The following is a 22668-nucleotide window of genomic DNA, read 5'->3' on the forward strand; positions in this document are numbered from 1 at the left end:
TCACAGCCGTAGCGAGCGTCATCGACATACGCGCGGAGAACTCGCATCTTGTCGACTGACGCCGCACCAACAGTACGAATACATGTATTACGACTGATGGAGCCGTCCATGACCGTCTTCTCGACGAACGCACTGATCGATCGGACCGACGAATCGCCTGCGACGTTTGCTACGTGCTGGCTGCCGCCGTCAACGGCGGTGATCAGCGCCCACGGCGAGATCGATGCCGTCAACGCTGCCGAATTCGCGGACTACGCGTTGCAGCACACCGGCAAGGCCAAGCAGGTCGCGGTCGACCTCACCGATATCGAGTTCTTCGGTACCGCAGGGTTTTCCGCCCTCAGAGCGATGGACACCCACTGCTCGACCACGTCGGTCGACTGGGTGTTGGTGCCCAGCAAGGCGGTGAGCCGGCTACTGCGTATCTGCGACCCGAATTCAGAGTTGCACACGTGCTACAGCGTGGCGGCGGCACTGTCCACGCTGAACGGCAAGACCCCGCTACTGCAGCTGGTCACGAAGTCGCGCTAGCGATTTCGCCAACAGCCGCGATACGTGCATCTGCGAGACACCGACACGCTCGGCGATCTGCGTCTGCGTCATGGATTCGAAGAACCGCAGCAACAGTACCGTTCGTTCCCGCTCGGGTAGCTGAGCGAGCAACGGCCGCAACGTTTCTCGATTGTCGATCTGATCCAGGCCGGTGTCCACGTCGCCGAGCGTGTCAACTATCGCCGGTGCGTCCTCGTCGCCCCCGCCGCCGCCGTCGATCGACAGGGTGTTGTACGAACTGCCCGCGACGAGCCCTTCGATCACCTCTTCGCGGTCCATGCCGAGCTCGTCGGCAAGCTCGGAGGCGGTCGGGGCGCGGCCCAGCCGCTGCGACAGCTCGGCAGTCGCCGCGCCGAGCCGCAGGTGCAGTTCCTTGAGCCGCCGCGGCACCTTCACCGACCAGCTGTTGTCCCGGAAGTGGCGCCGGACCTCCCCCATGATCGTCGGCACCGCGAACGAAACGAAGTCCGATCCGGCCTCCACGTCAAATCGGTTGACCGCGTTGACCAGGCCGACCCGCGCCACCTGGGTCAAGTCTTCCCGAGGCTCGCCTCGGCCGTCGAACCGCCGCGCGATGTGGTCGGCGAGCGGCAGGCACCGCTCGACGATCCGCTCACGTTGGCGTTCGTAGGCCGACGAGTCCTCGGACAGTTCGCTGAGTTCGCGAAACATGTCGCGAACGTCCGCATATTCCGACGTCACCTCAGCAGGCTCGCTCGTCTCGTCGTCAGGGTGATGCCGAATACCTGGCCGGCGTCGGGCCCGTCACCGTCGGTGAAGGTGGTGACGGCGTCGGTCAGCGAGCTCAACACATGCCAGCTGAAGCTGCCCGGTTCCACCACCGCGGCGCCCGTGCAGGTGGCGGAAGCGGTGATCACCACCGATTCGTCGCCCGGGTCAACGGTCAAATGCAGGCCCGAATCCGGGACGGCGGCCCGGATCAGAGCCGTGCAAGCCTCGTCCACGGCCAGCCGCAGATCAGCGACGACGTCGAAGTCAAGGTCTTCAAAGGCTGCCACCGCAGCTACAAGGGTGCGCACTACGGCCAGGTTCTCCAGCCTCGCAGCGACCCGAATCTCCACCGACCGCTCCGCGCGCTTCGGCGGCTTGGGTTGGCCCTGTTCGTCGGCCATCTCACCTCCCGGCATCTCGGACCGACAGTATCCCAGCTGGGATCCTTGCCTCACGGGACCGCCCTGCCCCGGCGACTCGATGTCGGTCTCGACTTCGACACTGCCGTTCCTTTCTGCGCCCTGATGCGGCCCCGCCTGGGACCTCCGGCCAGGGATGCCCATCGCGGCGCAACCCGAAACCTGTGACGAACGTGGGATTATCGACAGTATGGATCCGGACCGCCCCGAGCTGGATCAGCCCTGGGACCAGAGCGCCCGCCACGAAACGGAAGCCGAACGGCTGGACCGCAACTGGAGCAGCCTGCTGCAGGAACTGCGCGTCGTGCAGACCGGCGTTCAATTGCTCACCGGCCTGTTGTTGACTCTGCCGTTCCAGGAACGGTTCTCGATGCTCGACGAGCCCATGCGGATCCTCTATCTGGTGACGGTGGCGTGTTCGGCCGCGGCCACCGCGCTGCTGGTCGCCCCGGTCGGCATGCACCGCATCCTGTTCCGCAGGCACCGGTTGAACCTGCTGGTCTCCGCGGCGCACCGGTGCGCATTCTTCGGGCTGGTATTGCTGGGCCTGGCGATGGCCGGGGTGACGGAGTTGATCTTCGACACGGTGGCCGGGCGCGAGGCCGGGGTGATCGCCGGGGCCGTCGCGCTGCTGACGTTCGTCGGCATCTGGCTGGTGCTGCCGTTCGCGATGCGATTGGGTCATCCGATGTCGATCGGTTCCTCAGTCGAACTCGGCGCGCAGCGCAGCCAGTAGCGGTTTCGCCGCTTGGTCGAGAAAACGTTGTTGGCCCTCGTCACCGATCTGCACCAGGGCGACATCGGTGAATCCTGAATCGAGGTACGGCTTCACCGCCGCGACGATCGCATCCAGGTCGGGTCCACAGGGGATCGCTTCCGCCACGTCCTCTGGGCGCACAAACCGGGTTGCCGCGGCGAATCCGGCAGGCGTCGGCAGGTCTGCGTTGACGGCCCAACCACCCCCGAACCAGCGGAACTGGTCGTGCGCCCGCTCGACGGCGGCGTCACGGTCGGGATCCCAGCACACCGGCACCTGCCCGATGACCCGTCCCTCGGGGAGCACACCGGTGGCGTGCCTGCGCTCTTGCCAGCCCTCGACGATGTCCCGGTCGGGTGCGACGTTGATCAGATGATCGGCGGCCACGGCCAGCTTTTCGACGGATTTCTGGCCGGTCATCGAGACTGCGATCGTCACCGGGACTTCCGGTACATCCCAGATGCGCGCGGAGTCCGCCTCGTAGAACTCGCCCCTGAAATCGATCAGCTCCCCGCTGAGCAGTTCACGGATCAGCTTGATCGCCTCGGCGAGCATGTCGAGACGGCGTTCGACGGTGGGCCAGCCCTGTCCCACGACGTGTTCGTTGAGATTCTCACCGCTGCCGAGGCCGAGGGTGAACCGGCCGTCGGCCAGGATCTGCACGGTGGCCGCCTGCTGGGCGATGATCGCCGGGTGATACCTGATCGTCGGACAGGTCACGTACGAGTAGAGCTGCACGGTCTGGGTGGCGTGGGCTACCGCACCCAGCACTGGCCAGGCGTTGGGAGCGTGCCCCTGGCTGGCCAGCCACGGGCTGTAGTGGTCACTGCTCACTTCGAAGTCGAAACCCGCCTGCTCTGCTGCCACCGCGTAGTCAACGAGCTGTCGTGGGCCGCTCTGCTCGGTCATCAAGGTGTATCCGAATCTGGCCATGTCGCTGGAATACCCGTGCAGAACACCGCGAAACTGGGTATGCGGACGCCATGACCGAATCACAGACTCTGCAGACACAGCACAACGGCGAGCGGCGGATGCGGATCTCGATGACCTGGGTGCTGGTCGTGTTGACCGTCCCCGCGGCTATCGCGGTGTTTCTGTATGGCATGGGTGCGGTGATGAGCATGGCCGGATGCACCGGCGAGGTGTGCGCGGACGAAGGCCCGGGCGAATTCTGGTTCGGGATCCTGTTCTACGGCGCGCTCGTGGTACCGGTGGTCACGATCGCCGTGTCGATCTTCACCGCGCGGCTGCGGTATGGGGTACTGGTCCCGCTGATCGGATTGGCCCTGTTGGCAATCGATTTCGCGGTACTGGCACTGACCTTCTGAATCCGGGCCGCACAGCAGGACGACAGCCCGGCCGCTCGGCGGCCGGGTCGCCGGACGCGGGCCTCAGCTGCTCGGCCGTTGCCTCATCACGCCGGGATGGTCTGTGTACCAGCGATCTTCGATGCGTCGCACCCGCAGGTGCTCGATCGCCAACCACATCGATCCGACGATGAACCCGGCCGCGGACAACGTGCCTACGGTCAGACCGACGTCGGGATGCCCGGTGGCGAACGCCGCCAAGGTGCCGACGAACAACACCAATCCCACGAAGATCAGTATCAGCGCGGGCATGATGACGTTGTCCTTCATCGACTCGCCGGCATGTGGCCGGGTTGTCCGGGCGTGGTCAACTGGGTCTTTGGGACCGTGCATGGCTGCTCCTTCCCGCCACTTCTCGCCCCACCTGCCGTGCATGGGCTGTCTCCACGGTAGAACTCCTGGGCAGCTCTGGCGAGCAAAACGGCACGATCATCGCGACTGAGGGCAGATGCCCTGCTCAGGCCACAATCCCGACGCCACGGCCCCGCTACGGTGTTGCGGGGCCGTGGGTGGGCCTCCCCTGGGCCAGGCGGTCAATGGTTCCGGAGCATCCCGATCAGCTCGCGCTTGTTCTTGCCGGAATACCCTTTGAGTCCAAGTTTTTTCGCCCGGCCACGCAGATCATCGACCGTCCAGTCGTCGTAGGAACCCGACTTGCCGCCCGCGCGGCCGACGCTCGAACGACCCCTGGCGGCCGCGGCGTTGGAGATCCGGGCTGCTTTTTCCTTCGAGTTGCCCTCGTCGCGCAACTCCTCGTAGAGCTTTTCGTCCTTGATAGACGGATTCGGCATCAGACACCTCCTTGTCGTTGATGACGTCTTCGATGCGTCAGTACCAGCTGCGCCGTCCGGCGACCGGCCGCCCGATGGCTCCGAGCAGCCAGAACACCGCACCGATGACCAGCAGGATCACGCCGGCCACCCACAGCAGGTAGATGTCGAAGACCAGGCCGAGGATGAGCAGAATTGCACCGAGCAGAATCATGGCGACCTCAATTCACCGCTGCGATGGATGGCATCGCGCTGGGTTGTGGCAAACGACATTCGTCCACCTTCGGATTGACGCCCGCGTAGTTGAGCGGGCCGGCCAGGACCGTGAGCGCGATGGCGCCCGCGGTCGCGCAGTTCGTTGAGCCACCATGGAAATAGTCGCGCTGCCAGGCCGCCACCACACCGATGATCAACCAGATGAGCACGAGTGTTCCGAACAATCCACCAAGTCTCATGGCATGCGATGTACCCCGCTGACGCGCGGGTCAAACATGCAGGCAAACCGTGCGGCAAGCCCGGGTTTCATGCTTGCAAGACAGCCGCGCGCGGTGTATCGGCAGGTCGGTGATCCAGCGAGCGGCCAGCAGTCCGGAGCCGGCCGTGAGCACGGCTGCCGCCATGACGGTGGCGTTCAGATTGAGGGCATCGGCGAGCACACCCGCGACCAACGCCCCGATTGCGTAGCCGATGTCACGCCAGAACCTGTATGCACCCAGCGCGTTGGCGCGCCAGTTCGGGTGGGCGCGATCCGAGATCGACGCGATCAGCGCGGGATAGACCATCGCGGTGCCGATTCCGAGTGCGATAGCCGATGTGATGCCGGCCAGCAACGGCCAGTTCAGCAAAACGAGCGCGAGCACGAACCCGATGGATTGCGTGAGCATGCCCCAGACGATCAGTGGTTTGCGTCCGATGCGATCGGCGAAGTGGCCGGTCGGGATCTGCCCCAGCCCCCACAGCAGGGGGTACACGCCTTTGATGAGCCCGACCGCGGCCAGGCCGAGGCCGTGATCGATGAACAGCAACGGGAACACACCCCAGGTGAGGCCGTCGTTGAGGTTGTTGACCAACCCCGCCTGACTGACCCCGCGGAGCCGCCGATCAGTCCACGACGTCCTGGCGAAGGTTTCCCAGAAGCGTTGCGAATCAACATGTTCAGCGAGTGGGTGAGTAGCCAGCTCGACAGCGACATGGTCCGCTGTGTCGCGCACGATCAGCGACAATCCCAGCCCGGCGGCAACGAACACCACCCCGATCAGCTCGGGTGCCGGACGTAAGCCGTAGACCGTCGCCAGGTAACCGGTGAGTAGGGCGGTGGCACCCACCGCGGCGTAGCCGGCCGCCTCATTGAGACCGGTGGCCAGTCCACGTTGCCGCGGGCCGACCAGATCGATCTTCATGTTGACCGTCATCGACCAGGCCAGCCCCTGATTGAGCCCCAGAAGCACGTTTGCGCCGATGACCCACCACCACGACGAGCCCCAGGCGAGCATGAACGGCACCGGGACGCCCAACGCCCATCCGGCCAGCAACAGCTGCTTGCGGGTGAAGCGCGCCGTCAACGCTCCAGCAGCGAGGTTGGTCAACGCCTTGGTGATTCCGAACGCGATGATGAACGCGAAGACAGCGAGATCGTTGGTCAGGCCGAACACTTCAGTACCGATGACGGGCACCGTGGTCCGCTCCAGGCCCACCAGACCGCCCACGCAGGCGTTGACGATGACCAAAAAGGTGAATTGCAGCCAGTTTTCCCGCAGCCCGAGCCGTATCTGCCGACCATCGGAATGGATGCCGCCGGTCATCGGGCCGGGTGTTCCCTTCCACTGACCAACTCCCGGCCGTCGGCAGCGGAGTAGTCGCCGGGGCCACCGTTGAGGACGGCCAGATCGTCGCGGCCGTAGCGGCGCAGAAGACTCGCCGCCGTCATCGCGCGTTCACCGTGTCCGCAGGCGACGACGGCACCATCTGGAACGTCGGAAAAGCGGTGGCGCAACACCCCGAGTTCGATGTGCACGGCACCGCCCACATGGCCTGAGCGGAATTCGGCATCTTGGCGGACATCGAGGAAAGGCCGGTCTAGCAGCTTGTCGGCGGCGGCGAAAGTCAGTTCACGCTGCGGCCTGCCGTCTGCGCGCCAGGTGTCCATGCCACTCGCCAGGATGCCGGCGAGCCGTTCATACCCGATTTTGTAGGCCTGCCAACCGATTTCAGCCGGGTCTTGACCTGCCTCGGTGACGAACACGACGGGCTTGTCGTCGTCGACGAGCCAGCCCAGCCAGGTGGCGAACTGATCCCGCAGTGAGACCGACAGCGCCCCGGGAATATGTCCCGCGGCGAACGCGGCAGGCGAGCGGACATCGACGACAACGGCGCCGGCATCCAGGACCGCGTCGAATTGGTTGATTCCGAGGTTTTTGAGCGCGGGGGCGCCGGGCATGATCGACGGGCCACGACGGTTGTGCTCGGTCAATCGCCGAAAGTAGTCGGGGTAGCTACCCAAGCTGGTCAGCAGATCGGCGACAAAGCGGTCCTCGTCATTGGCAGTCAGCAGCGAGTTGCTGCGTTTCTGTTCACCGATGGTGCTGATGCGCTCAGCGCCGGGCGGGGCGGAGCAGAATGATCCGGCACCGTGGGTGGGCCACACGGCGACATCGTCGGACAGGGTGGCAAGCCGCTGCAGGGACCGGTACTGGGCGCGGGTCAATTCCTCGACACGATCAGGTCCGAGTAGGTCGGTCCGTGCCGCGGATCCCACGATCAACGATCCGCCGGTGAACATCCCCACCTCCCGATCGCCGTCGAGAAGCAGGAACGCCACGTGCTCGTCGGTGTGGCCGGGGGTAGCCCACGCCCGCAAACGCAATCCCCCCAAGTCGATTTCATCGCCGTCGCGCACTCCAATGTGATCGAAGCTGCGATGCCCGGCGGCCGACGCCACGATCTGCGCCCCGGTGTCGTGGTGCAGCTGCACCGCCCCGGACAGGAAGTCGGCATGGAGATGGGTGTCGGCGGCGAAGGCGATGGTGAGCCCCCGGCGCGTCGCCGCTTGCCGCAGGGCCCGCAGATCACGGCTGGCGTCGACCGCCAATGCCCGGCCGTCGCCGAGGTTGACGAGGTATGAGCTGTTTCCGAGTCCCCCGTCGACCAACGGGATCAGATGCTCGTCGCTGAAAGCCATGCCCGTTCTCCCGGCCCAGTGCCGCGCCACGAGATGGCGCAACCTTGACACACAGGCTACATTAATCCATGGAAAGGTGGAATATGCTGCTTGGAGAAAAGTCCCCAGCGAAGCTACGGCTCTACGAAGCGTTCGCCGTATCGGGGAAAGCCCTGTCGAACGCTTCGCGATTGGAGTTGCTCGACCTGCTGAGCCAAGGTGAGCGCACCGTCGATTCGCTAGCCAAGGCCGCCGGCCTGAACCTGACGACGGCATCAGCCCATCTGCAGACGCTCAAACAGGCCGGGTTCGTCGCCACCCAGCGCAGCGGCGTGAGGATCTACTACCGACTGGCCGGCGATGACGTGGCGCAGCTGTTCGCACTGTTGCGCAACGTCGCAGCGGCACATCAAGCCGAAGTACCCGCAGCCCGCGACAATTACCTGCTGTCCGGACAGTCGGATACCGCGGCAATCGGGACGATCGATCGAGAACAGCTTCCCGAGCGCGCCGCCGAGGGCGCAATGATTCTCGATGTCCGCCCGGCCGAGGAATACCGGGCCGGGCATATCCCCGGCGCCGTATCGATTCCGGTCGATGAACTCGAGGAACGGATCGGCGAGTTACCCACCGACGCCGACATCGTCGTGTATTGCCGCGGAGAATATTGCGCCTTCGCCTACGACGCGGTAAGGCTCCTCGCCCAGCATGGCCTCCGACCGGTCCGACTCAATGACGGCATGCTCGAGTGGCGCCTTGCGCAGCTGCCCGTGGCCGCAGCGCCCAGCCAATAGCAGCTTCTCGACGCCCAGTATCGGTAAGCGTAGACTAACCGTTCGTGGTGACTTACCCTTTGACCGATCCATGGGCCGCCCTGGCCGATCGCAGCCGGCGGGCCATCGTCAGGCGATTGGCAGCGGGACCGATGGCGGTGGGCGAGCTCGCCCGCGACCTACCGATCAGCCGGCCGGCGGTCTCACAGCATCTCAAGGTGCTGAAAAGCGCTGGGCTGGTATGTGATCGGGCCGTCGGGACACGTCGCGTCTACCACGTCGACCCCGACGGTGTCGCGGCGCTACGCGCCGAGTTGGACACCTTCTGGGGCCAGGCGCTGGACGCCTACAAGAACATCGTCGAGCAGGAGGAACAGCCGAAGTGACACACCCCGAACCCATCCGGAAGAGCGTTGTCGTCCATGCAGCGGTGGCCCGGGCGTTCACAGTGTTCATCGATCGGTTCGACACGATCAAACCGCGCGAACACAACCTGCTGCCGGTACCGATCGAGCGGACCGTCTTCGAGCCCTACGTCGGCGGCCACATCTACGACGTCGGGACCGACGGCAGCCGTTGCGCTTGGGCGCGGGTCCTGAACTACGAACCGCCCAACCGCGTCGTCTTCTCCTGGGACATCGGACCGACGTGGCAGATCGAATCCGATCCGAATCGCACCAGCGAGGTGGAAATCCGGTTCATCCCGGAAAGCGCCGATCGCACCCGGGTCGAGTTGGAGCATCGACACCTCGAGCGCCACGGTGAGGGCTGGCGGTCGGTGGCCGACGGGGTCGGCGGCGATGCCGGATGGCCGCTCTACCTTGACCGTTACGTCGAGGTGATCACCCAGGAAGCATCGCGATGAACGCCGAGCCGCCCCTGATGGATCTGGCCCGTGACGAGCGGGCCGACCTTGCCGAATTCCTGGCGACCTTGACCCCCGAGGAATGGCAGACAGAGTCGTTGTGCTCCGGTTGGACCGTGAAAGATGTTGTGGCGCACGTCATCAGCTACGAGGATCTCAATCTTGCGGGGTTGTTCAAGCGCTTCGCGAAGGGACTGGTGGTGCGAGCCAACGAAGTCGGCGTCGCCGAATACTCGACCATGTCGACCGATGAGCTGCTCGCGTTTCTCAACCAGCACTTACGGCCGCGCGGCCTGACCGCCGGATTCGGCGGCATGATCGGCCTGGTCGACGGAACCGTCCACCATCAGGACATCCGCCGCGCACTCGGGCGCCCCCGCGCGGTGCCCATGCAGCGACTGCAACGCATCCTGCCGCTGGTGCCCGGCAACCCGCGGCTCGGTGCGGGCCGGCGCATTCGCGGCCTGCATCTGCGGGCCACCGACATCGGCTGGGAGCACGGCACCGGGCCCGAGGTCACCGGCACCGGCGAGGCCCTGCTGCTTGCCATGACCGGTCGCCGACAAGCCGCCGCGGAACTGACCGGCCCGGGCGCAGCCACCCTCCTCGGCCGACTCGGATCAACGAAATAAACTGTGCCCCTAGCAGTTTGACACCGTGCGCGAGGTCTGTCCTCGGTCCCGCGTACTATGCACTTCAGAATCCGCTCGTCGCGATGTTGCGGGTGTGGCCGGTGGGGTGCACCAAGATCTCGGGACCCCATAATCGTTGTTCGAGCCCTTGATGGGGCGTAGAGTCCAAGACAGGTTGAGTTCACAGCCGCCCCGGAACGTCATCGGGTGCAGGGTTGTGATATCCCCTGTGTCCAGGGGTTTTGAGCCCACAGAGCCTAAAGAGTGACGTGACCACAGTAGTCCTACTGAGGAGTCACAATGTCCACCACAAACGTCGCGAAACAAACCGCGCCCCATGACCACGCGCGCGCGCAATTCTGCGCCCAGTGGCTCTCACCGGCCACCGCGGTCATCAGCGTCCATGGCGAGCTGGACGCATCCAATGCCGCTGAACTGACGGAATGCGGATTCCGGCACTGCAGGCCGAGCAGACAAATCGTCCTCGATCTGAGTGAGGTCGAGTTCTTCGGCGCCGGCTGCTTCGCCTGCCTACACACCCTCAACGTGCGGTGCGCCGGCGAGAACGTCGACTGGGTACTGATCCCGAGCGCCGCCGTCTCCCGGGTCCTGGGGATCTGCGATCCCGCCCGAGCTCTGCCGACTTCCACCGGACTGCCTGCCGCGCTGTCGATGCTGCGCGATCAGCCACGTCAGCTAGAGCTGGTGAACGTGCATCGTTAGGGGCCTGCCGCGGCCCATCGCCGCCGGATCGTCAGCGAAATGCCGAGTGCCGGACAGCTCGTGCCGTTGTGCTCGACGTCGGCGACGAAGGTTTCGACCTTCTCGGTCAACGCCTCCAGTACCCGACGGCTGAAACCGCTCAGGGCCGGTCGGTCGGGGTGGCTACGGGAACCGTCACAGGCCGTCGACACCCGAACGTTGAGTTCGCGTGCCCGAGGGTCTTCGACCAGCACCAGGGCGGCTCCGGCCGGGGCCATGTCGATCAGTGCGGTGCACGCTTCATCAACCGCCAACTCAAGGTTGGCTGCCGTATCGCCGTTCAGGTCTTCATAGTTGGCCAGGCACCGCGTCATGGCTCTGACCATGGCCAGTGCATCGGGCCGGGCCGGCACCCGGAGTTCCACAGCGCCCGCTCCGCGCGTGTAACCAGATCCCCAGTGGGGTATTCGCCGACCGTGCAGCACAGTAAGCGGAGGGCTCGATGCCCGGTCGGTTGACATGTCTGTCGCGTACCCACGGTTGCCCAGTAGTCAAACCAGGGGTTCGGACCTGATGAGGCTGCGTCGCAGTATCGTCGGCGGGCCGGGCTTGCGGCGCGTCCGCCGCGGCCGCGGGTTCCAGTACCGTGACGCCGATGGAGCCCCCGTCACCGATTCCGTGACGCTGCAACGGATCGACGAACTCGTCATCCCACCGGCATGGAAGAAGGTGTGGATCTGCCCGCACCCCAATGGGCACATCCAGGCCGTCGGTACCGATGTGGCCGGCCGACGCCAGTACATCTATCACTCCCAGTGGCAGGACGAGCGCGCTGAGGAGAAGTTCGACCGGGTACTCGAGTTGTCGACGACGCTGGTCGATTGGCGCGCTCACATCGCGAGCGATCTGCGACGGCGTGGGCTGGGCCGCGATCGGGTGCTGGCGCTCGGGCTACGACTGCTGGACCTCGGGTACTTCCGCGCCGGCGGGGACCAGTACGCCGAGGAGAACAACTCCTTCGGCATCGCCACCCTGCTGCGTGACCACATCACCATCCGCTCGGATGCGGTCGAATTCGACTATCCGGCCAAGAGCGGGGTACGGCGCACACTGCTGGTCGAGGATCCAGCGGTGGTGCGTGCCGTCCGATCGCTCCAACGGAGCCGGGGAAACGGCGATCGCCTGCTGGCTTATCACCACTCCTCGGAGTGGACAGAGGTCCACGCCCAGGATCTCAATCTGCGTTTCAAAGAGATGGTCGGTGCTGACTACACCGTGAAAGATCTCCGGACCTGGCATGGCACGGTGTTGGCGGCCGAGGCGTTCGTCGAGGCCGACCCTCCGGTAGACGACAAGGTGGTCAAACGCGTCGAATCCGCGGTGATGCGCGAAGTTGCCCATTCCCTGGGTAACACCCCCGCCGTCACCCGCAGCGCGTACGTCGATCCCCGCGTGGTCGATGCATATCGAGCCGGGGTGACGATCGCGGCCGGCGCGCGCCGCGCTGCCCGCGTCCGGAACAGCGACAAACGTCAGGCGATCCTGGAGGGCAGCACGGCCCGGCTGATCAGGAAGATGGGTAGGCGAACATGACCCGAGAACCGAACCAGGCCGGCAAGGCCGAAAGTGCGTCGCAAGCAGCGACCACTTTGCTGGATGTGTTGAGCCGGTGGGCCGGCGCGCGGTGGACGGCAATGGCGGTGACGGCCAGCATGATCGTCTACCTGATCATCGGGGCTGCTGTGGGGTTCGACCACTGGTGGCAGGTGTTCGTACACTCGGCAGCCGCCATGGTGACTGTGCCGATGTTGTTTGTCCTGCAGCACACCACAAATCGGGAAACCTCCGCGGTCCTCATCAAGCTCGACGAGCTGATTCAGGCGACCACCCACGCCAAGGAAGACTTCGTCGACCTCGAGGATCAAGAGGTCTCCGACCAGGAGCAACTACACGACGAGCTGCACCATCGGACCTGAACCGCCACATCAGAAACCGCCGGGGCGCCCGTTGCCCAGGTACCGCAACCCCGCTGCGGTTACGGCGATCGGGTCGAGAACGTTGCGGGTGTCGACCACCACCGCCGACGGCGCCTGCTCGGCCACCCGTGGCCAGTTCACGTCCCGGAACTCGGGCCATTCCGTGAACACCACGATCGCGTCGGCCCCCTTGGTGGCCAGGTACGGGTCATCGACCGCCGCGACACCGGAGCGGCGCAACACGCCGTGATCCATCATGCCCAATCTCGGGTCATACCCGGCGATCTGGGCCCCCGCTCCGCTGAGATCGCCGCACACCGCCAACGCCGGCGAATCCCGTACGTCACACGTTCCTGCTTTGAAGGTCAAGCCGAGTGCGGTGATCCGTGCATCGGAAAGCGGTACCGACATCGTCCGGTGCAGCGTGTCCACGATGCGACCGGTTTGCGCGGCATTGGTCTGACAGGCCGCCGACACCTCGGCCAGTTCGACCCCGTAGCCGTGGCCGGTGTGCAGCAGTGCGGCGGTGTCCTTGGGCAGACACGAGCCACCCCAGCCCGGGCCCGGCTGAAGAAAGTGACGTCCGATCCGAATGTCGGCGCCCATGCACCGCGTGACGTCGCCGATGTCCGCTCCGAGCCGCGCGCACAGTTGGGCCAGCGAGTTGGCGTAGGAAACCTTCACGGCCAGAAAGGCATTGCTGGCATATTTGGCCAACTCCGCGCTCTCGGGGCTCATGCGCAACGCCGCGCCTGCGCCGGCATCGTAGAGCTGCTCCACCGTGTCGGCCGCGGCCCCGTCGTCGGCCCCGATCAAGATCCGGTCCGGATTCCGGAAGTCGTAGACCGCATGGCTTTCCCGCAGGAACTCCGGGTTGGACACTGTCCGCACCTGCCGGCCGCACAGCCGCTCGGTCAACCGGCGCGTGGTGCCGACCGGAACGGTCGACTTCACCGCCAGAACCGCACCGGGTTCCAGTATTCCGGCAAGTTTCTCCACGGCCGCATCGACCGCACTCAGATCGGCCGAACCGTCGATCGCACTCGGTGTCGGCACACAGACGAACACGACGTCCCGGTCCGCCAGTGCGGTGTAGTCGCCGCTGAATCTCAACGTGCCGGAATTCAGTCCGGCCCTCAGCAGCTCCGCCAGGCCCGGTTCGTCGACAGGAGTGTCGCCCGTTGCCAGCCGCGCCACCCGGTCGCCATCGATATCCACGCACACGGTGTCGTTCCGTCGCTCGGCCAGACACACAGCTGTGGTCAGACCGACGTAACCCGCACCGACAACACCGACCTTCACCTTCGTTCCTCCAGCAACCCGTGCACCGCGTCGATCACACGACTGACTGTGAGCAACAGCAGGCCGCTGTCGGGCCGCTCGCCGTGCGGGTCGCCACAATCTCCGGCCCAGAGCGCCACGTGCGGCCCGGTTCCCGGCGGACCCCATCGGCTGGGCGGTGTGGGGCCGAACAGCAGTACCGACGGGGTGCCGGTGGCAGTTGCGACGTGGCCGACACCGGTGTCACCACAGATCAGCAGCCGACAGTCGTTGACCAGTGCGACCAGACCGAGTAGGTCGAGAGTGCCTGCCAAATTGGCCGATTCGGGCAGACCCGCCTGTTCGACGACCGAGCGGGCCAAGTCGAATTCACCGGCGTCGCCCGTCACCACGACGTCGTGCCCGGCCTCGCGCACCGCCGCCGCGACCGCGGCATAGCGCTCCGCGGGCCACCGGCGAGACGGAAACGCCGCGCCGGGGTGGATCACCACCACTCCGGATCGGTCCGGATAACCGGGCGGCCGCTCAATCGCCAGATCCTGCCGATCGCATTCGATGCCATGCCATTCCATGAGATGACACCAGCGATCGACCTCGTGCAGATCGGTACGCCAGGGCGGGCCGGCCAACTCCGGATATCGGGCGTGGCGGTGACTTACCATTGATTTCGGTTGCAGCGTAAGGAGATCGGCGATGCTCTCCGGCCCGCTGCCGTGGAGGTTGACGGCCACATCCGGCCCGCGTGACCGCGGCTGCAACCGGCCGAGCGCCGGTGTCGGGTCCACGTCGGTAACGGTGCCGGACAGCATCGCGAGCTCACGAAATCGCTCGGGCGCGGCCAGCACGATCCGGGCGCCCGGAAAGGCTCGCCGCAAGCCGCGCAGGGCGGGGATCCCCGTCATCAGGTCCCCCAGCCCCAGCGCCCGCAGCACAAGGATGTCGTGCGGGGCCATCACGGCCACGACGATTCCGTGGAAGAACACACCACCAGTTCCCGCACCTCACATCCGGGCGGCTGGGACAGGGCGAACACCACCGTCTCGGCGACGTGGGCGGGCTCGTTGAGCTTGGCTTCCGGCGGCGGCTTGTACTGCTCGTCCCGTCCGTCGAAGAACGGCGTGTACATGCCGCCGGGGATCAGGGTGGTCACCCCGACCTCACCGGCCAATTCGGCCGCCAGCGCCCGGCTGAATCCCACGACTGCGAACTTCGAGGCGCAGTATGCCGTTGCATCGCTGACCGCTTTGATCCCGAGGGTGGACGCACAGGTCACGATGCGTCCACCGCTGGACTTGAGGTACGGCAGCGCCGCGCGGATCACCGCGACGGTACCGAGCAGGTTGACGTGAACAACCCGTTCCCAGTCCTTGGCCGGCACGTCACCGAGCTTGCCGCAGGAGTCCACGCCGGCCGCGGTGAAAACGCCGTCGATGACGCCGCCGGCCTGGTCGGCCAACGCCTGCACCGCGGCGTCGACGGCCGCGGTGTCCGCCAGATCCGCACACTGGAAATCGACACCGCCGGCCGGGGTCTTACGGTCGATCACCAGGGGTCTGCCGCCATGGCGCACAACGGCTTCCACAGTCGCAGCGCCCAGACCCGAGGCCCCGCCGGTGATGATGATATTGCCGAGATTCACGAAACGCCCTCTCCGTCACGACCGCATCGCGGCGATCAACTTGGATGATGAGTAACCGGCTATCGTCGGCAGTAAAACCACGTCCCCGCCATGGCTGCGCACCACCGCCGCCTCGGGCAGATCGGCCCCGGTGTAGTCGCCGCCCTTGACCCACGCATCCGGCCGGAGCTGCTCCAACTGGTATTCGGGTGAGGTCTCGTCGAAGATCACCACCGCGTCGACGCAGGCCAGTGCGCACAGCACCCGCGCCCGATCGGCCTGCGACATCACCGGTCGGCTCGCGCCTTTCAGCGCCCGGACCGAGGTATCCGAATTGAGCAGCACCACCAGTGTGTCGCCCAACTGACGTGCGCGGTGCAGCAACCGGACGTGACCGGTGTGCAACAGATCGAAGCAACCACCCGTGGCGACAAGACGGCCGCCACGACGCCGCAATCGGTCACGCACCTCGGTGACCTCACCAAGGACTGCGGTGAACTCGGGCGACCCGCCGATGCTGCCGATCCGGCCAGGTGCGGAGACCCCCACCGCACCCCCGGCCGCGACGAATCGGCTTGCTGCACACACTGCCTCGGTGACCGCCTCGACCGTCGATTTGCCTTCGGCCAGAGACAGTGTCGCCGCTACCGCAAATCGGTCACCGGCCCCGCAGGTGTCCGATCTGGCCGAGGCAGCAGGTGTGAAGGGAACGGTGATGTCGGCGACACGGCCATCTTCGGTGGACACCGCCGCCCCGCGCTCACCAAGCGTGACGCTCACCGCCCGCGCCCGCCAGTGCCGGCGCAGAGTCTCTGCCGAGTTCTGCTGGGCTTCCACCTGATTCGGGGTGACGAGCCAGCATCCGGGCACGGGCTGTGCACCGCGCGGATGCGGGTCCCACACCAGCGGCACGCGATTTCCGTTGTGTTCCAGTAATCGCCGCAACCCGGGGTGCGCGCTGACGCCATGGCCGTAGTCCGCCACACAGATCGCACGGGCCCGGCCGAGTGCATCAGCCGCCTCGGCCGGCAGATCTTTCCCGGCGACGATCCCGTCCCCGCGGTCGAGACGCAGCATCGACTGTCCTGAGGCGCGAATCCTGGTCTTGCACACCGTGCTCCCAGCCATGGGCAGTGCGACCACGGTGACCCCGGACGCGGTGAGTAGTTCAGCGAGCCGCTGACCGTCGGTATCGTCGGCCACGGCGGTCACCAGCACGACCTCGGACTCCACGCGCGCGGCCAGGACCGCCGCCAGGCCGGCTCCGCCCGGCCGCTCCCACACCCGATCGGCGTCTACCACCGGCACCGGCGCTTCGGGGCTGAGCCTGGTGGCGCTGCCCTCGATGTCGACGTCGAGCATGCTGTCTCCGACGATCACCAATGGCTCAGTCATCCTGGCCTCCTTCGGCTCCCGGCATGCAGCCGCTCTGGCGCAGGGCGTCGTCGAGGGCGATGCACAGCGAATGCACGAGTAGGAGGTGGATCTCCTGCACGGTGGCGGTGGTCGGTGCCTCGACGCTCACCGCGTCATCGCACATGGCGGCCAGCGGATTGGGTGCCGGTCCGGTCATCGCCCACGCGGTGAGCCCGGCCTCGTGCGCGGCCTTGACGGCGGACAGCACGTTGGGACTGGTACCGCTCGTGGACAGTGCGATCAGCACGTCGCCACTGCGTCCATGGGCCCGCACACCGCGGGCGAACATCTCCTCGGCTCCGTAGTCGTTGGCCACCGCGGTGAGTGCGGACGTATCGGCGTGTAACGCGATGGCCGACAACGGCATCCGCTCATCTTTGAACCGTCCCACCAGCTCGGCGGTGAGGTGCTGAGCTTCTGCCGCGCTACCACCGTTCCCGCACGCCAGCAGCCGGCCGTCGGCGGTCAGCACCTCGGCCAGGTGACGACCCCAGCCGGTCAGCCTGGAAGTCTCGGCGCCGACCCGCTCCACCGCCTCGGCAAGGTCGGCAATATGTTGTCCCATCAGCGTTTTCATGGTTCTCCACCTTCGAGTCGTCGGACTGCGGCCAGTAATTCGGCGTCGGTGATCCCGTTCAGACACGGATGGCCGGGGACCGGGCACGTGCGAGCCCGGCTACCGCGGCACGGCGCCTCTTGATCTCCGAGCAGCGCCGATCGAGCCGTGTACGGACGCCAACTGAGCCGCCGGCACCACGGGGGCGAACAGCGAGACCACCGGTGCTCCCACGGCAGCGGCCAGGTGTGCCGGGCCGGTGTTCGGCGCGACCACCACGGCTGCCCGCGAAAAGACACCGGCCAACGTCGCCAGTGTCGTCCGGCCGCCGAGGTCCACCGCGACACCGTCGGCCACCCGCGCGGTCAGGCCGCGTTCGCCTTCCCCGCCGGTCACCACGACGCGATGGCCCGCGGCCGCCAGCGCACGCACCATGGCAGCGCTGCGGGTGGCGCTCGGCTGGCGGGCCGCTACGGCAGCCCCAGGATGAAACGCCACATACGGTGCCGGACCGATGGTTTCGTAGAGGCCACCAGGCAGCGGTGGTAGATCCCTGAGCCTGAGCGACCCGTCATCACCGTCCGGCAGGTCGAACCCAGCGGCTCGGACCAGTGACAGTGCGCGCTCAGGTTCCGGTATCCCGGACTCGACGTGATGCCGAAGATCGAGCAACGTGCCCGGATAGTCCTCACTGATCGCGCCGACCCAGCCGATTTGGGCCATCCGGCAGATGAGTGCCAAGGGCAGCGGCGACTGGTGATACGAGGTGAACACGAACACCCGGTCGGGAGCGACGTCGCGTAGTTGCTTGATCAGTGCTGCCACGTGGTCCGGGGTCAGTTCGGGTGAGTCGAAGTCCACCCACGGCGCCTGCCATTCGATGATGTCGTCCACGCCGGGCAGCAACTCGGCCGCGGCGCGCCCTTTCGGCCCGGCCAGGAACGTCACCGCATCATGGGCCGCGGCAACGGCGCGCACGGCAGGGCCGGTGATGAGCACGTCACCGGCGCTGTCGAGCCTGGCCACCACCGCCCGGGTCATGACTGCCTCCTCATCCGGCGTCCCGCAGTACCAGCGCCACCGCGGCCTGCAGTGTCGGCGCTACTCGGGCGCAGGCCCGGGCGTGCGAAATCTCGTGGTCCAGCGTTCTTTCGGTGGGCACGAGCACGGCGCCGGCGCCGGCTGCCAACGCCGCATTCACATCGCCACCGGTGTCTCCGATCAGTACGCACCGAGATGGATCGACCCCGAGTTCCTCGGCGGCCGCCCGCACCATGCCGGGTTCGGGTTTGCGGCAGGCACAGCCGGCGTCGGCGTCGTGCAGGCAGACCTGCCAGGAATCAAACGGTCCCAACAACGCATTGACCTTTGCGTTGACCGCGGCGAGTTCACTCGGGCTGATCAGTCCCTTGGCGACTCCGGACTGGTTCGACACCACCGCCAGTAACAACCCGCGATCACGCAACCGGTCGAGCGCCACAGCCGCACCGGTGACCGGGCGGACACCGGCGGGATCGTTGAGATACGGGACGTCCTCGATGATCGTGTCGTCTCGGTCCAGCAGGACGGCCAGGGGTGGATCACGATGTGCGGCACGGAACTTCCATTCGCCCGACAGCCGGTGGGCCACCGCCACCGGCGGGATGAGCACGCTGCTGATCAGCATCCGGCACGCTTCGGTGACGGTGCGCGGTCCGGCCAGGAAGCGCCGCAACGCGAACTCCGCGGTCAGCGCCAGCCAGGCGGCGCGCGCCAAGCGTGCTGCGGGGCCACGGAGCGTCAGTCCCGCCAGAGCGGCCACGCTGGTCAGCATGTGCGCGGGCATCCGGCCACGACCCTCACCGATCGCCGTGCGCCAGCCACGGCCGTACTTGCGTCGCAGCAGCGCATCGTCATGGTTTCCGATCTGTGCGCGCACACTGCTCGTCCACGTGGCCGGGGCGACCGGGTGCCGGGACCGCCGCGATCCCGACACGATGTCGTGGCCGGCCAGGGTGATCCGCAGCCCGAGATCCGAATCCTCCCGATAGGCACGGGGGAAGCGCTCGTCGAACCCTCCGACTTCTACCAGCGCCGAACGCCGGTAGGCCATGTCGGCGGTGATCCATTGCGCGTCGGCCAGGCGCTGGGTGCGACGCTCATCGTCGGTGCTGCGCCGGCCCGGACGCACAGGGACGTCGATCACCGCCTGGGAACCTGCCGCACCGCGTGCGTCGGCTTCGCACAGGTCGTGGGCAAGGGCGGTCAGCCAGCCGGGATGGGGCAGCACATCATCGTCGAGAAAGCAGATCCAGCGGGCCGTGGCGTGCCGCCAGCCGATGTTGCGCGCGGCCGCCGGTCCTCTTGCCCCGCTGTGCAACACGGTTACGGGCAGGCGGGTCATCAGCAGCAGGGGTGGATCGGGCCGCGGTCGGTCGTCGACGACGATCACCGCTTCCGGCGCTGGACCATCGGATCGTTCCAGTGCGGTCAGCAGCCGCTGCAACGAAGTCCGGCCGATCGTCGGCACCACGATCGCAAAACTCATCGCTGTCTCCGAACCACGTACGGGCCGATGGCCAGCATGTCGATCGGCGCAGACCCGAAGCACTCCAACGCATCTCGAGGACTGTCGACCATCGGCCGCCCGGCGGTGTTGAAGCTGGTGTTGACGATTACCGGGACTCCGGTGCGCTCGGCGAAGGATCCGATCGTGGCGTGCATGAGTTCATCGGCGCGATCGACGGTCTGGATACGCGCGGTTCCGTCTACGTGGGTGACCGCGGGAATCCGGGCTTGCCAATCAGGTGCGACATCGTGCACGAAGAGCATGTAAGGGCTGGGAATCGGCCCGCCGGAGAAGATCTCGGCGGCCCACTCGGCCAGAACCATCGGCGCCACCGGGCGGAACTCCTCGCGGCCCTTCACCGCGTTCAGCCGTTCAAGATTCTGCTTGTTGCGGGGATCGGCGAGCAGCGAACGTCGGCCCAGCGCACGGGGTCCGAACTCCGATCGTCCCTGGAACCAGCCCACCACCTGGTCCTGGGCCAGTGCCTCGCCGACCACCGCGGCCAGGTTGCGCGGACGCTCGTGGGGTACGGCAGCCTCCACCAGCACCGCTCCGATCTCATCGTCAGACCAACCGCGGCCCAGTGCTGCCGAAGCCATCGGGGTGATCGGCTCGCCGGCCTCGGCGGCCAGCGACAGCGCCGCGCCCAGTGCGGTCCCGGAGTCCCCGGCCGCCGGCTGAACCCAGATGTCCCGGAAGAGCCCGCTGCGGTGCAGTGCCGAGTTGGCCACGCAGTTGAGGGCCACTCCCCCGGCCAGACAAAGGTTCTCGTGATCGGTGCGAGCGCGTAGCCAGCGGACCAGGTCGAGCAGAACTTCCTCCAGCACCAGTTGCACACTGCATGCCAAATCCACCCGATGGTCCCAGTCGGAGCCGAACGCCGACCACGCCACGGGTTTTGTGCGAAAGCCGCCATCACCGGTGGCGTAGATCAGGTCGCGGAACTGGTCGGCGAACCGCGGAGTCCCGTAGGACGCCATGGCCATCACCTTGTATTCGTCGCTGGAACGTTTGAAACCCAGGTGCTGGGTGGGGTCCTCATACAGCAGACCCAGCGAATGCGGGAGCGACTGGGTGGCCAGCACGTCGAGCTTGCGGTCGGTGTACTCGCCGGCCAGCATCGACGTGCGTTCTCCGCGGCCGTCGACCACGAGCACCGCGCAGTCCGGATGCGGAGAGGCCAGGGCGCTCGACGCCGCGTGCGCCACATGGTGGCGGACGAATCGGAACGCCGACGGATCCAATCCGGGCAGGGCCGACTGCAGGAATCGCGGCGCCCGTTCGGCGTACAGGGTTCGCAGGTACTCCCAGTCCCGATCCAGGCCCGCGGTATCGGTGCTGTCGAGACCGTCCATCAGCCGGGGATCGTAGGAGTAACCGACCGCATCGATATCCGACGGCGCCAAACCCGCCTGCTGCAGGCACCATCGCGCCGACTGCACCGGCAGTTCCCAGGTGGAAAAGGCAACCGCCTCTTTTCCGTGCTTGCGCCGGGAGAACCGCTCCTCCTCGGCAGCTGCCACCACCTCCCCATCGACGACGAGCGCGGCAGCCGGGTCGTGGAAGACCGCATTGATTCCGAGTATCCGCACGTGATTTCTCCTAAAACCCTTGCTGGGCAAACCATTCGAGTGTGTCGGCGAGGCCCTGTCGGCAATCGACGGCCGGCTGCCAGCCGAGCTTCTGGTGTGCCTCCGTGATGTCGGGACAGCGTCGTTGCGGATCATCGGCGACCGCTGGAACGAACCGGATCGGCGAATCACTGTCGGCCAGATCCCGGATGGTTTCCGCGATCTCGAGCACCGACAGTTCGCGGGGGTTTCCGATGTTGATCGGACCGGCGCAGTCGGTACGGGCCAAGGCCAGCAAGGCCTCGACGGTGTCGTCGACGTAGCACAGCGACCGGGTTTGACGACCGGTTCCGTGTACGGTGATCGGTTCTCCGGCCAGCGCCTGGCGGCAGAACGTCGGCACGATGCGCCCGTCGTTCCCGCGCATGCGCGGGCCATAGGTATTGAACAACCGGGCGATGGCGGTGTCCGTCGAACGTTCACCGCGGTAGGCGGACGTCAGCGCCTCGGCGAACCGCTTGGACTCGTCGTACATGCTGCGCGGACCGACCGGATTGACGTTGCCCCAATAGGTCTCGCGCTGCGGATGCTCCAGGGGGTCTCCGTAGACCTCGCTGGTGGAAGCCAGGACGAACCGGGCACCGCACCGATCGGCTACATCCAGGGCATTGGCCGTCCCCATCGCGCCGGTGCGCAAGGTCTGCACCGGCATCCGCTGATAGTCCAGCGGGGAGGCCGGTGAGGCCAGATGGAACACGGTATCCACAGCCGGCATGTCCGGAAGCGGACAGGTGATGTCGTGGCGGATGAACTGATACCCGCGGTGGCCGGACAGCCATGCGTCCGCACTCGGCGCGCTGGTCGACAGGTCGTCGACGGCGATCACCTAGACATCGTCGGCGAGCAGTCGCCGGCACAGGTGGCTGCCGAGGAAGCCCCCGCCCCCGGTGACCACAACCCGCTTGAGTTCACGCAT

At 66.5% G+C, this 22668-nt stretch carries 28 protein-coding genes and 1 pseudogene; 10 read left to right on the plus strand and 19 right to left on the minus strand.

From position 1 onward, the window contains the following. Positions 1-108: 108 nt before the first annotated feature. On the plus strand, positions 109-531 hold the full coding sequence (locus BN2156_RS12615) for an STAS domain-containing protein (protein WP_090515846.1): 423 nt from the start codon (positions 109-111) through the stop codon (positions 529-531). On the opposite strand, the gene BN2156_RS12620 is transcribed toward BN2156_RS12615, so the two are convergent. Continuing rightward, positions 502-1224, minus strand: a complete 723-nt coding sequence (locus BN2156_RS12620; RefSeq protein ID WP_235625359.1) for an RNA polymerase sigma factor SigF — start codon at positions 1222-1224, stop codon at positions 502-504. The two genes, BN2156_RS12615 and BN2156_RS12620, sit on opposite strands and share 30 nt — an antisense overlap. A 26-nt stretch (positions 1225-1250) precedes the next feature. Continuing rightward, on the minus strand, positions 1251-1685 hold the full coding sequence (locus BN2156_RS12625) for an ATP-binding protein (protein WP_090514147.1): 435 nt from the start codon (positions 1683-1685) through the stop codon (positions 1251-1253). Between the two features lie 208 nt (positions 1686-1893). On the opposite strand from BN2156_RS12625, the gene BN2156_RS12630 reads away from it, so the two are divergent. Further along, positions 1894-2439: a DUF6328 family protein gene (locus BN2156_RS12630; protein ID WP_090514150.1), complete on the plus strand. Its 546-nt coding sequence runs from the start codon at positions 1894-1896 to the stop codon at positions 2437-2439. Here the strand turns inward: BN2156_RS12630 and BN2156_RS12635 are convergent. Continuing rightward, on the minus strand, positions 2407-3393 hold the full coding sequence (locus BN2156_RS12635) for an LLM class F420-dependent oxidoreductase (protein ID WP_162490789.1): 987 nt from the start codon (positions 3391-3393) through the stop codon (positions 2407-2409). The genes BN2156_RS12630 and BN2156_RS12635 overlap by 33 nt on opposite strands. 50 nt (positions 3394-3443) lie before the next feature. Here BN2156_RS12635 and BN2156_RS12640 point away from each other — a divergent pair, with 50 nt between their 5' ends. Further along, positions 3444-3788, plus strand: coding sequence for a hypothetical protein (locus BN2156_RS12640; protein ID WP_090514153.1), 345 nt, complete (start codon positions 3444-3446; stop codon positions 3786-3788). 63 nt (positions 3789-3851) lie between these two features. On the opposite strand, the gene usfY is transcribed toward BN2156_RS12640, so the two are convergent. The 6 genes from usfY to BN2156_RS12670 form a co-directional block, all read right to left on the minus strand. Next, a complete protein-coding gene (gene usfY / locus BN2156_RS12645; RefSeq protein ID WP_090514155.1) occupies positions 3852-4160 on the minus strand; it encodes a protein UsfY in 309 nt (102 codons plus the stop codon). Positions 4161-4360: 200 nt separating this feature from the next. Beyond that, positions 4361-4618, minus strand: coding sequence for a DUF7218 family protein (locus BN2156_RS12650; RefSeq protein ID WP_090514157.1), 258 nt, complete (start codon positions 4616-4618; stop codon positions 4361-4363). Between the two features lie 37 nt (positions 4619-4655). Continuing rightward, complete coding sequence (locus tag BN2156_RS30885) at positions 4656-4811, minus strand: DUF6131 family protein (protein WP_090514160.1); 156 nt, start codon at positions 4809-4811, stop codon at positions 4656-4658. A 7-nt stretch (positions 4812-4818) separates the two neighbouring features. Continuing rightward, positions 4819-5052 carry a hypothetical protein gene (locus tag BN2156_RS12660; RefSeq protein ID WP_090514163.1) on the minus strand — a complete coding sequence of 78 codons (234 nt, stop codon included), beginning with the start codon at positions 5050-5052 and terminating at the stop codon, positions 4819-4821. Between the two features lie 30 nt (positions 5053-5082). Beyond that, positions 5083-6399: an MFS transporter gene (locus tag BN2156_RS12665; protein WP_090514167.1), complete on the minus strand. Its 1317-nt coding sequence runs from the start codon at positions 6397-6399 to the stop codon at positions 5083-5085. Next, positions 6396-7775: an MBL fold metallo-hydrolase gene (locus tag BN2156_RS12670; RefSeq protein WP_090514170.1), complete on the minus strand. Its 1380-nt coding sequence runs from the start codon at positions 7773-7775 to the stop codon at positions 6396-6398. The genes BN2156_RS12665 and BN2156_RS12670 overlap by 4 nt, the downstream gene beginning before the upstream one ends. Positions 7776-7858: 83 nt before the next feature. Here BN2156_RS12670 and BN2156_RS12675 point away from each other — a divergent pair, with 83 nt between their 5' ends. The 5 genes from BN2156_RS12675 (at position 7859) to BN2156_RS12695 (ending at position 10747) form a co-directional block, all read left to right on the plus strand. Further along, complete coding sequence (locus BN2156_RS12675) at positions 7859-8548, plus strand: ArsR/SmtB family transcription factor (RefSeq protein WP_090514173.1); 690 nt, start codon at positions 7859-7861, stop codon at positions 8546-8548. A 44-nt stretch (positions 8549-8592) separates the two neighbouring features. Continuing rightward, on the plus strand, positions 8593-8913 hold the full coding sequence (locus BN2156_RS12680) for an ArsR/SmtB family transcription factor (RefSeq protein WP_090514176.1): 321 nt from the start codon (positions 8593-8595) through the stop codon (positions 8911-8913). Then, positions 8910-9392, plus strand: coding sequence for an SRPBCC family protein (locus BN2156_RS12685; RefSeq protein WP_090514179.1), 483 nt, complete (start codon positions 8910-8912; stop codon positions 9390-9392). Before BN2156_RS12680 ends, BN2156_RS12685 begins: the two co-directional genes overlap by 4 nt. Continuing rightward, entirely contained in the window at positions 9389-10024 is a 636-nt protein-coding gene (locus tag BN2156_RS12690) for a maleylpyruvate isomerase family mycothiol-dependent enzyme (RefSeq protein ID WP_090514182.1), read from the plus strand. Before BN2156_RS12685 ends, BN2156_RS12690 begins: the two co-directional genes overlap by 4 nt. Before the next feature lie 300 nt (positions 10025-10324). After that, positions 10325-10747: an STAS domain-containing protein gene (locus tag BN2156_RS12695; protein ID WP_090514185.1), complete on the plus strand. Its 423-nt coding sequence runs from the start codon at positions 10325-10327 to the stop codon at positions 10745-10747. Here BN2156_RS12695 and BN2156_RS12700 read toward each other — a convergent pair. Next, complete coding sequence (locus BN2156_RS12700) at positions 10744-11151, minus strand: ATP-binding protein (RefSeq protein WP_090514188.1); 408 nt, start codon at positions 11149-11151, stop codon at positions 10744-10746. The genes BN2156_RS12695 and BN2156_RS12700 overlap by 4 nt on opposite strands. Positions 11152-11299: 148 nt before the next feature. Here BN2156_RS12700 and BN2156_RS12705 point away from each other — a divergent pair, with 148 nt between their 5' ends. After that, positions 11300-12319, plus strand: coding sequence for a DNA topoisomerase IB (locus BN2156_RS12705; protein WP_090514191.1), 1020 nt, complete (start codon positions 11300-11302; stop codon positions 12317-12319). After that, on the plus strand, positions 12316-12702 hold the full coding sequence (locus tag BN2156_RS12710) for a low affinity iron permease family protein (RefSeq protein ID WP_090514194.1): 387 nt from the start codon (positions 12316-12318) through the stop codon (positions 12700-12702). The genes BN2156_RS12705 and BN2156_RS12710 overlap by 4 nt, the downstream gene beginning before the upstream one ends. Positions 12703-12711: 9 nt before the next feature. Here the strand turns inward: BN2156_RS12710 and BN2156_RS12715 are convergent, their stop codons facing one another. The 9 genes and pseudogenes from BN2156_RS12715 to BN2156_RS12755 all read right to left on the minus strand — a co-directional run bounded on the left by BN2156_RS12715 (position 12712) and on the right by BN2156_RS12755 (position 22668). Beyond that, positions 12712-14004, minus strand: coding sequence for a UDP-glucose dehydrogenase family protein (locus BN2156_RS12715; protein WP_210436604.1), 1293 nt, complete (start codon positions 14002-14004; stop codon positions 12712-12714). Continuing rightward, positions 14001-14936 carry a glycosyltransferase family 9 protein gene (locus tag BN2156_RS30995; protein ID WP_210436647.1) on the minus strand — a complete coding sequence of 312 codons (936 nt, stop codon included), beginning with the start codon at positions 14934-14936 and terminating at the stop codon, positions 14001-14003. Before BN2156_RS30995 ends, BN2156_RS12715 begins: the two co-directional genes overlap by 4 nt. Continuing rightward, entirely contained in the window at positions 14936-15622 is a 687-nt protein-coding gene (locus tag BN2156_RS12725) for an SDR family oxidoreductase (protein ID WP_210436605.1), read from the minus strand. The genes BN2156_RS30995 and BN2156_RS12725 overlap by 1 nt, the downstream gene beginning before the upstream one ends. Positions 15623-15637: 15 nt before the next feature. Then, entirely contained in the window at positions 15638-16996 is a 1359-nt protein-coding gene (locus tag BN2156_RS12730; RefSeq protein ID WP_090514202.1) for a PfkB family carbohydrate kinase, read from the minus strand. Further along, on the minus strand, positions 16989-17594 hold the full coding sequence (locus tag BN2156_RS12735) for a D-sedoheptulose-7-phosphate isomerase (RefSeq protein WP_407661677.1): 606 nt from the start codon (positions 17592-17594) through the stop codon (positions 16989-16991). Before BN2156_RS12735 ends, BN2156_RS12730 begins: the two co-directional genes overlap by 8 nt. A 99-nt stretch (positions 17595-17693) precedes the next feature. Next, the gene (locus BN2156_RS12740) at positions 17694-18614 is read right to left on the minus strand and encodes a glycosyltransferase family 9 protein (RefSeq protein WP_308208235.1); all 921 of its coding nucleotides are present in this window, start codon (positions 18612-18614) and stop codon (positions 17694-17696) included. Positions 18615-18624: 10 nt separating this feature from the next. Further along, entirely contained in the window at positions 18625-20100 is a 1476-nt protein-coding gene (locus BN2156_RS12745) for an HAD-IIIA family hydrolase (RefSeq protein WP_090514204.1), read from the minus strand. Further along, positions 20097-21713: a carbamoyltransferase family protein gene (locus BN2156_RS12750; protein ID WP_090514207.1), complete on the minus strand. Its 1617-nt coding sequence runs from the start codon at positions 21711-21713 to the stop codon at positions 20097-20099. The genes BN2156_RS12745 and BN2156_RS12750 overlap by 4 nt, the downstream gene beginning before the upstream one ends. 10 nt (positions 21714-21723) lie before the next feature. Then, positions 21724-22668 (minus strand): annotated as a pseudogene (locus BN2156_RS12755) (NAD-dependent epimerase/dehydratase family protein).

It is taken from the genome of Mycolicibacterium neworleansense, assembly GCF_001245615.1.
In the GTDB taxonomy this organism is placed as follows: Bacteria; Actinomycetota; Actinomycetes; order Mycobacteriales; family Mycobacteriaceae; genus Mycobacterium; species Mycobacterium neworleansense.

Bases quoted from the DNA above. Each gene is read 5' to 3' on its own strand.
- BN2156_RS12615 (WP_090515846.1), top strand. From the start codon at position 109: ATGACCGTCTTCTCGACGAACGCACTGATCGATCGGACCGACGAATCG.
- BN2156_RS12620 (WP_235625359.1), bottom strand. From the start codon at position 1,224: ATGTTTCGCGAACTCAGCGAACTGTCCGAGGACTCGTCGGCCTACGAA.
- BN2156_RS12625 (WP_090514147.1), bottom strand. From the start codon at position 1,685: ATGGCCGACGAACAGGGCCAACCCAAGCCGCCGAAGCGCGCGGAGCGG.
- BN2156_RS12630 (WP_090514150.1), top strand. From the start codon at position 1,894: ATGGATCCGGACCGCCCCGAGCTGGATCAGCCCTGGGACCAGAGCGCC.
- BN2156_RS12635 (WP_162490789.1), bottom strand. From the start codon at position 3,393: ATGGCCAGATTCGGATACACCTTGATGACCGAGCAGAGCGGCCCACGA.
- BN2156_RS12640 (WP_090514153.1), top strand. From the start codon at position 3,444: ATGACCGAATCACAGACTCTGCAGACACAGCACAACGGCGAGCGGCGG.
- usfY (WP_090514155.1), bottom strand. From the start codon at position 4,160: ATGCACGGTCCCAAAGACCCAGTTGACCACGCCCGGACAACCCGGCCA.
- BN2156_RS12650 (WP_090514157.1), bottom strand. From the start codon at position 4,618: ATGCCGAATCCGTCTATCAAGGACGAAAAGCTCTACGAGGAGTTGCGC.
- BN2156_RS30885 (WP_090514160.1), bottom strand. From the start codon at position 4,811: ATGATTCTGCTCGGTGCAATTCTGCTCATCCTCGGCCTGGTCTTCGAC.
- BN2156_RS12660 (WP_090514163.1), bottom strand. From the start codon at position 5,052: ATGAGACTTGGTGGATTGTTCGGAACACTCGTGCTCATCTGGTTGATC.
- BN2156_RS12665 (WP_090514167.1), bottom strand. From the start codon at position 6,399: ATGACCGGCGGCATCCATTCCGATGGTCGGCAGATACGGCTCGGGCTG.
- BN2156_RS12670 (WP_090514170.1), bottom strand. From the start codon at position 7,775: ATGGCTTTCAGCGACGAGCATCTGATCCCGTTGGTCGACGGGGGACTC.
- BN2156_RS12675 (WP_090514173.1), top strand. From the start codon at position 7,859: ATGCTGCTTGGAGAAAAGTCCCCAGCGAAGCTACGGCTCTACGAAGCG.
- BN2156_RS12690 (WP_090514182.1), top strand. From the start codon at position 9,389: ATGAACGCCGAGCCGCCCCTGATGGATCTGGCCCGTGACGAGCGGGCC.
- BN2156_RS12695 (WP_090514185.1), top strand. From the start codon at position 10,325: ATGTCCACCACAAACGTCGCGAAACAAACCGCGCCCCATGACCACGCG.
- BN2156_RS12705 (WP_090514191.1), top strand. From the start codon at position 11,300: ATGAGGCTGCGTCGCAGTATCGTCGGCGGGCCGGGCTTGCGGCGCGTC.
- BN2156_RS12710 (WP_090514194.1), top strand. From the start codon at position 12,316: ATGACCCGAGAACCGAACCAGGCCGGCAAGGCCGAAAGTGCGTCGCAA.
- BN2156_RS30995 (WP_210436647.1), bottom strand. From the start codon at position 14,936: ATGGCCCCGCACGACATCCTTGTGCTGCGGGCGCTGGGGCTGGGGGAC.
- BN2156_RS12730 (WP_090514202.1), bottom strand. From the start codon at position 16,996: ATGACTGAGCCATTGGTGATCGTCGGAGACAGCATGCTCGACGTCGAC.
- BN2156_RS12735 (WP_407661677.1), bottom strand. From the start codon at position 17,594: ATGAAAACGCTGATGGGACAACATATTGCCGACCTTGCCGAGGCGGTG.
- BN2156_RS12740 (WP_308208235.1), bottom strand. From the start codon at position 18,614: ATGACCCGGGCGGTGGTGGCCAGGCTCGACAGCGCCGGTGACGTGCTC.
- BN2156_RS12745 (WP_090514204.1), bottom strand. From the start codon at position 20,100: ATGAGTTTTGCGATCGTGGTGCCGACGATCGGCCGGACTTCGTTGCAG.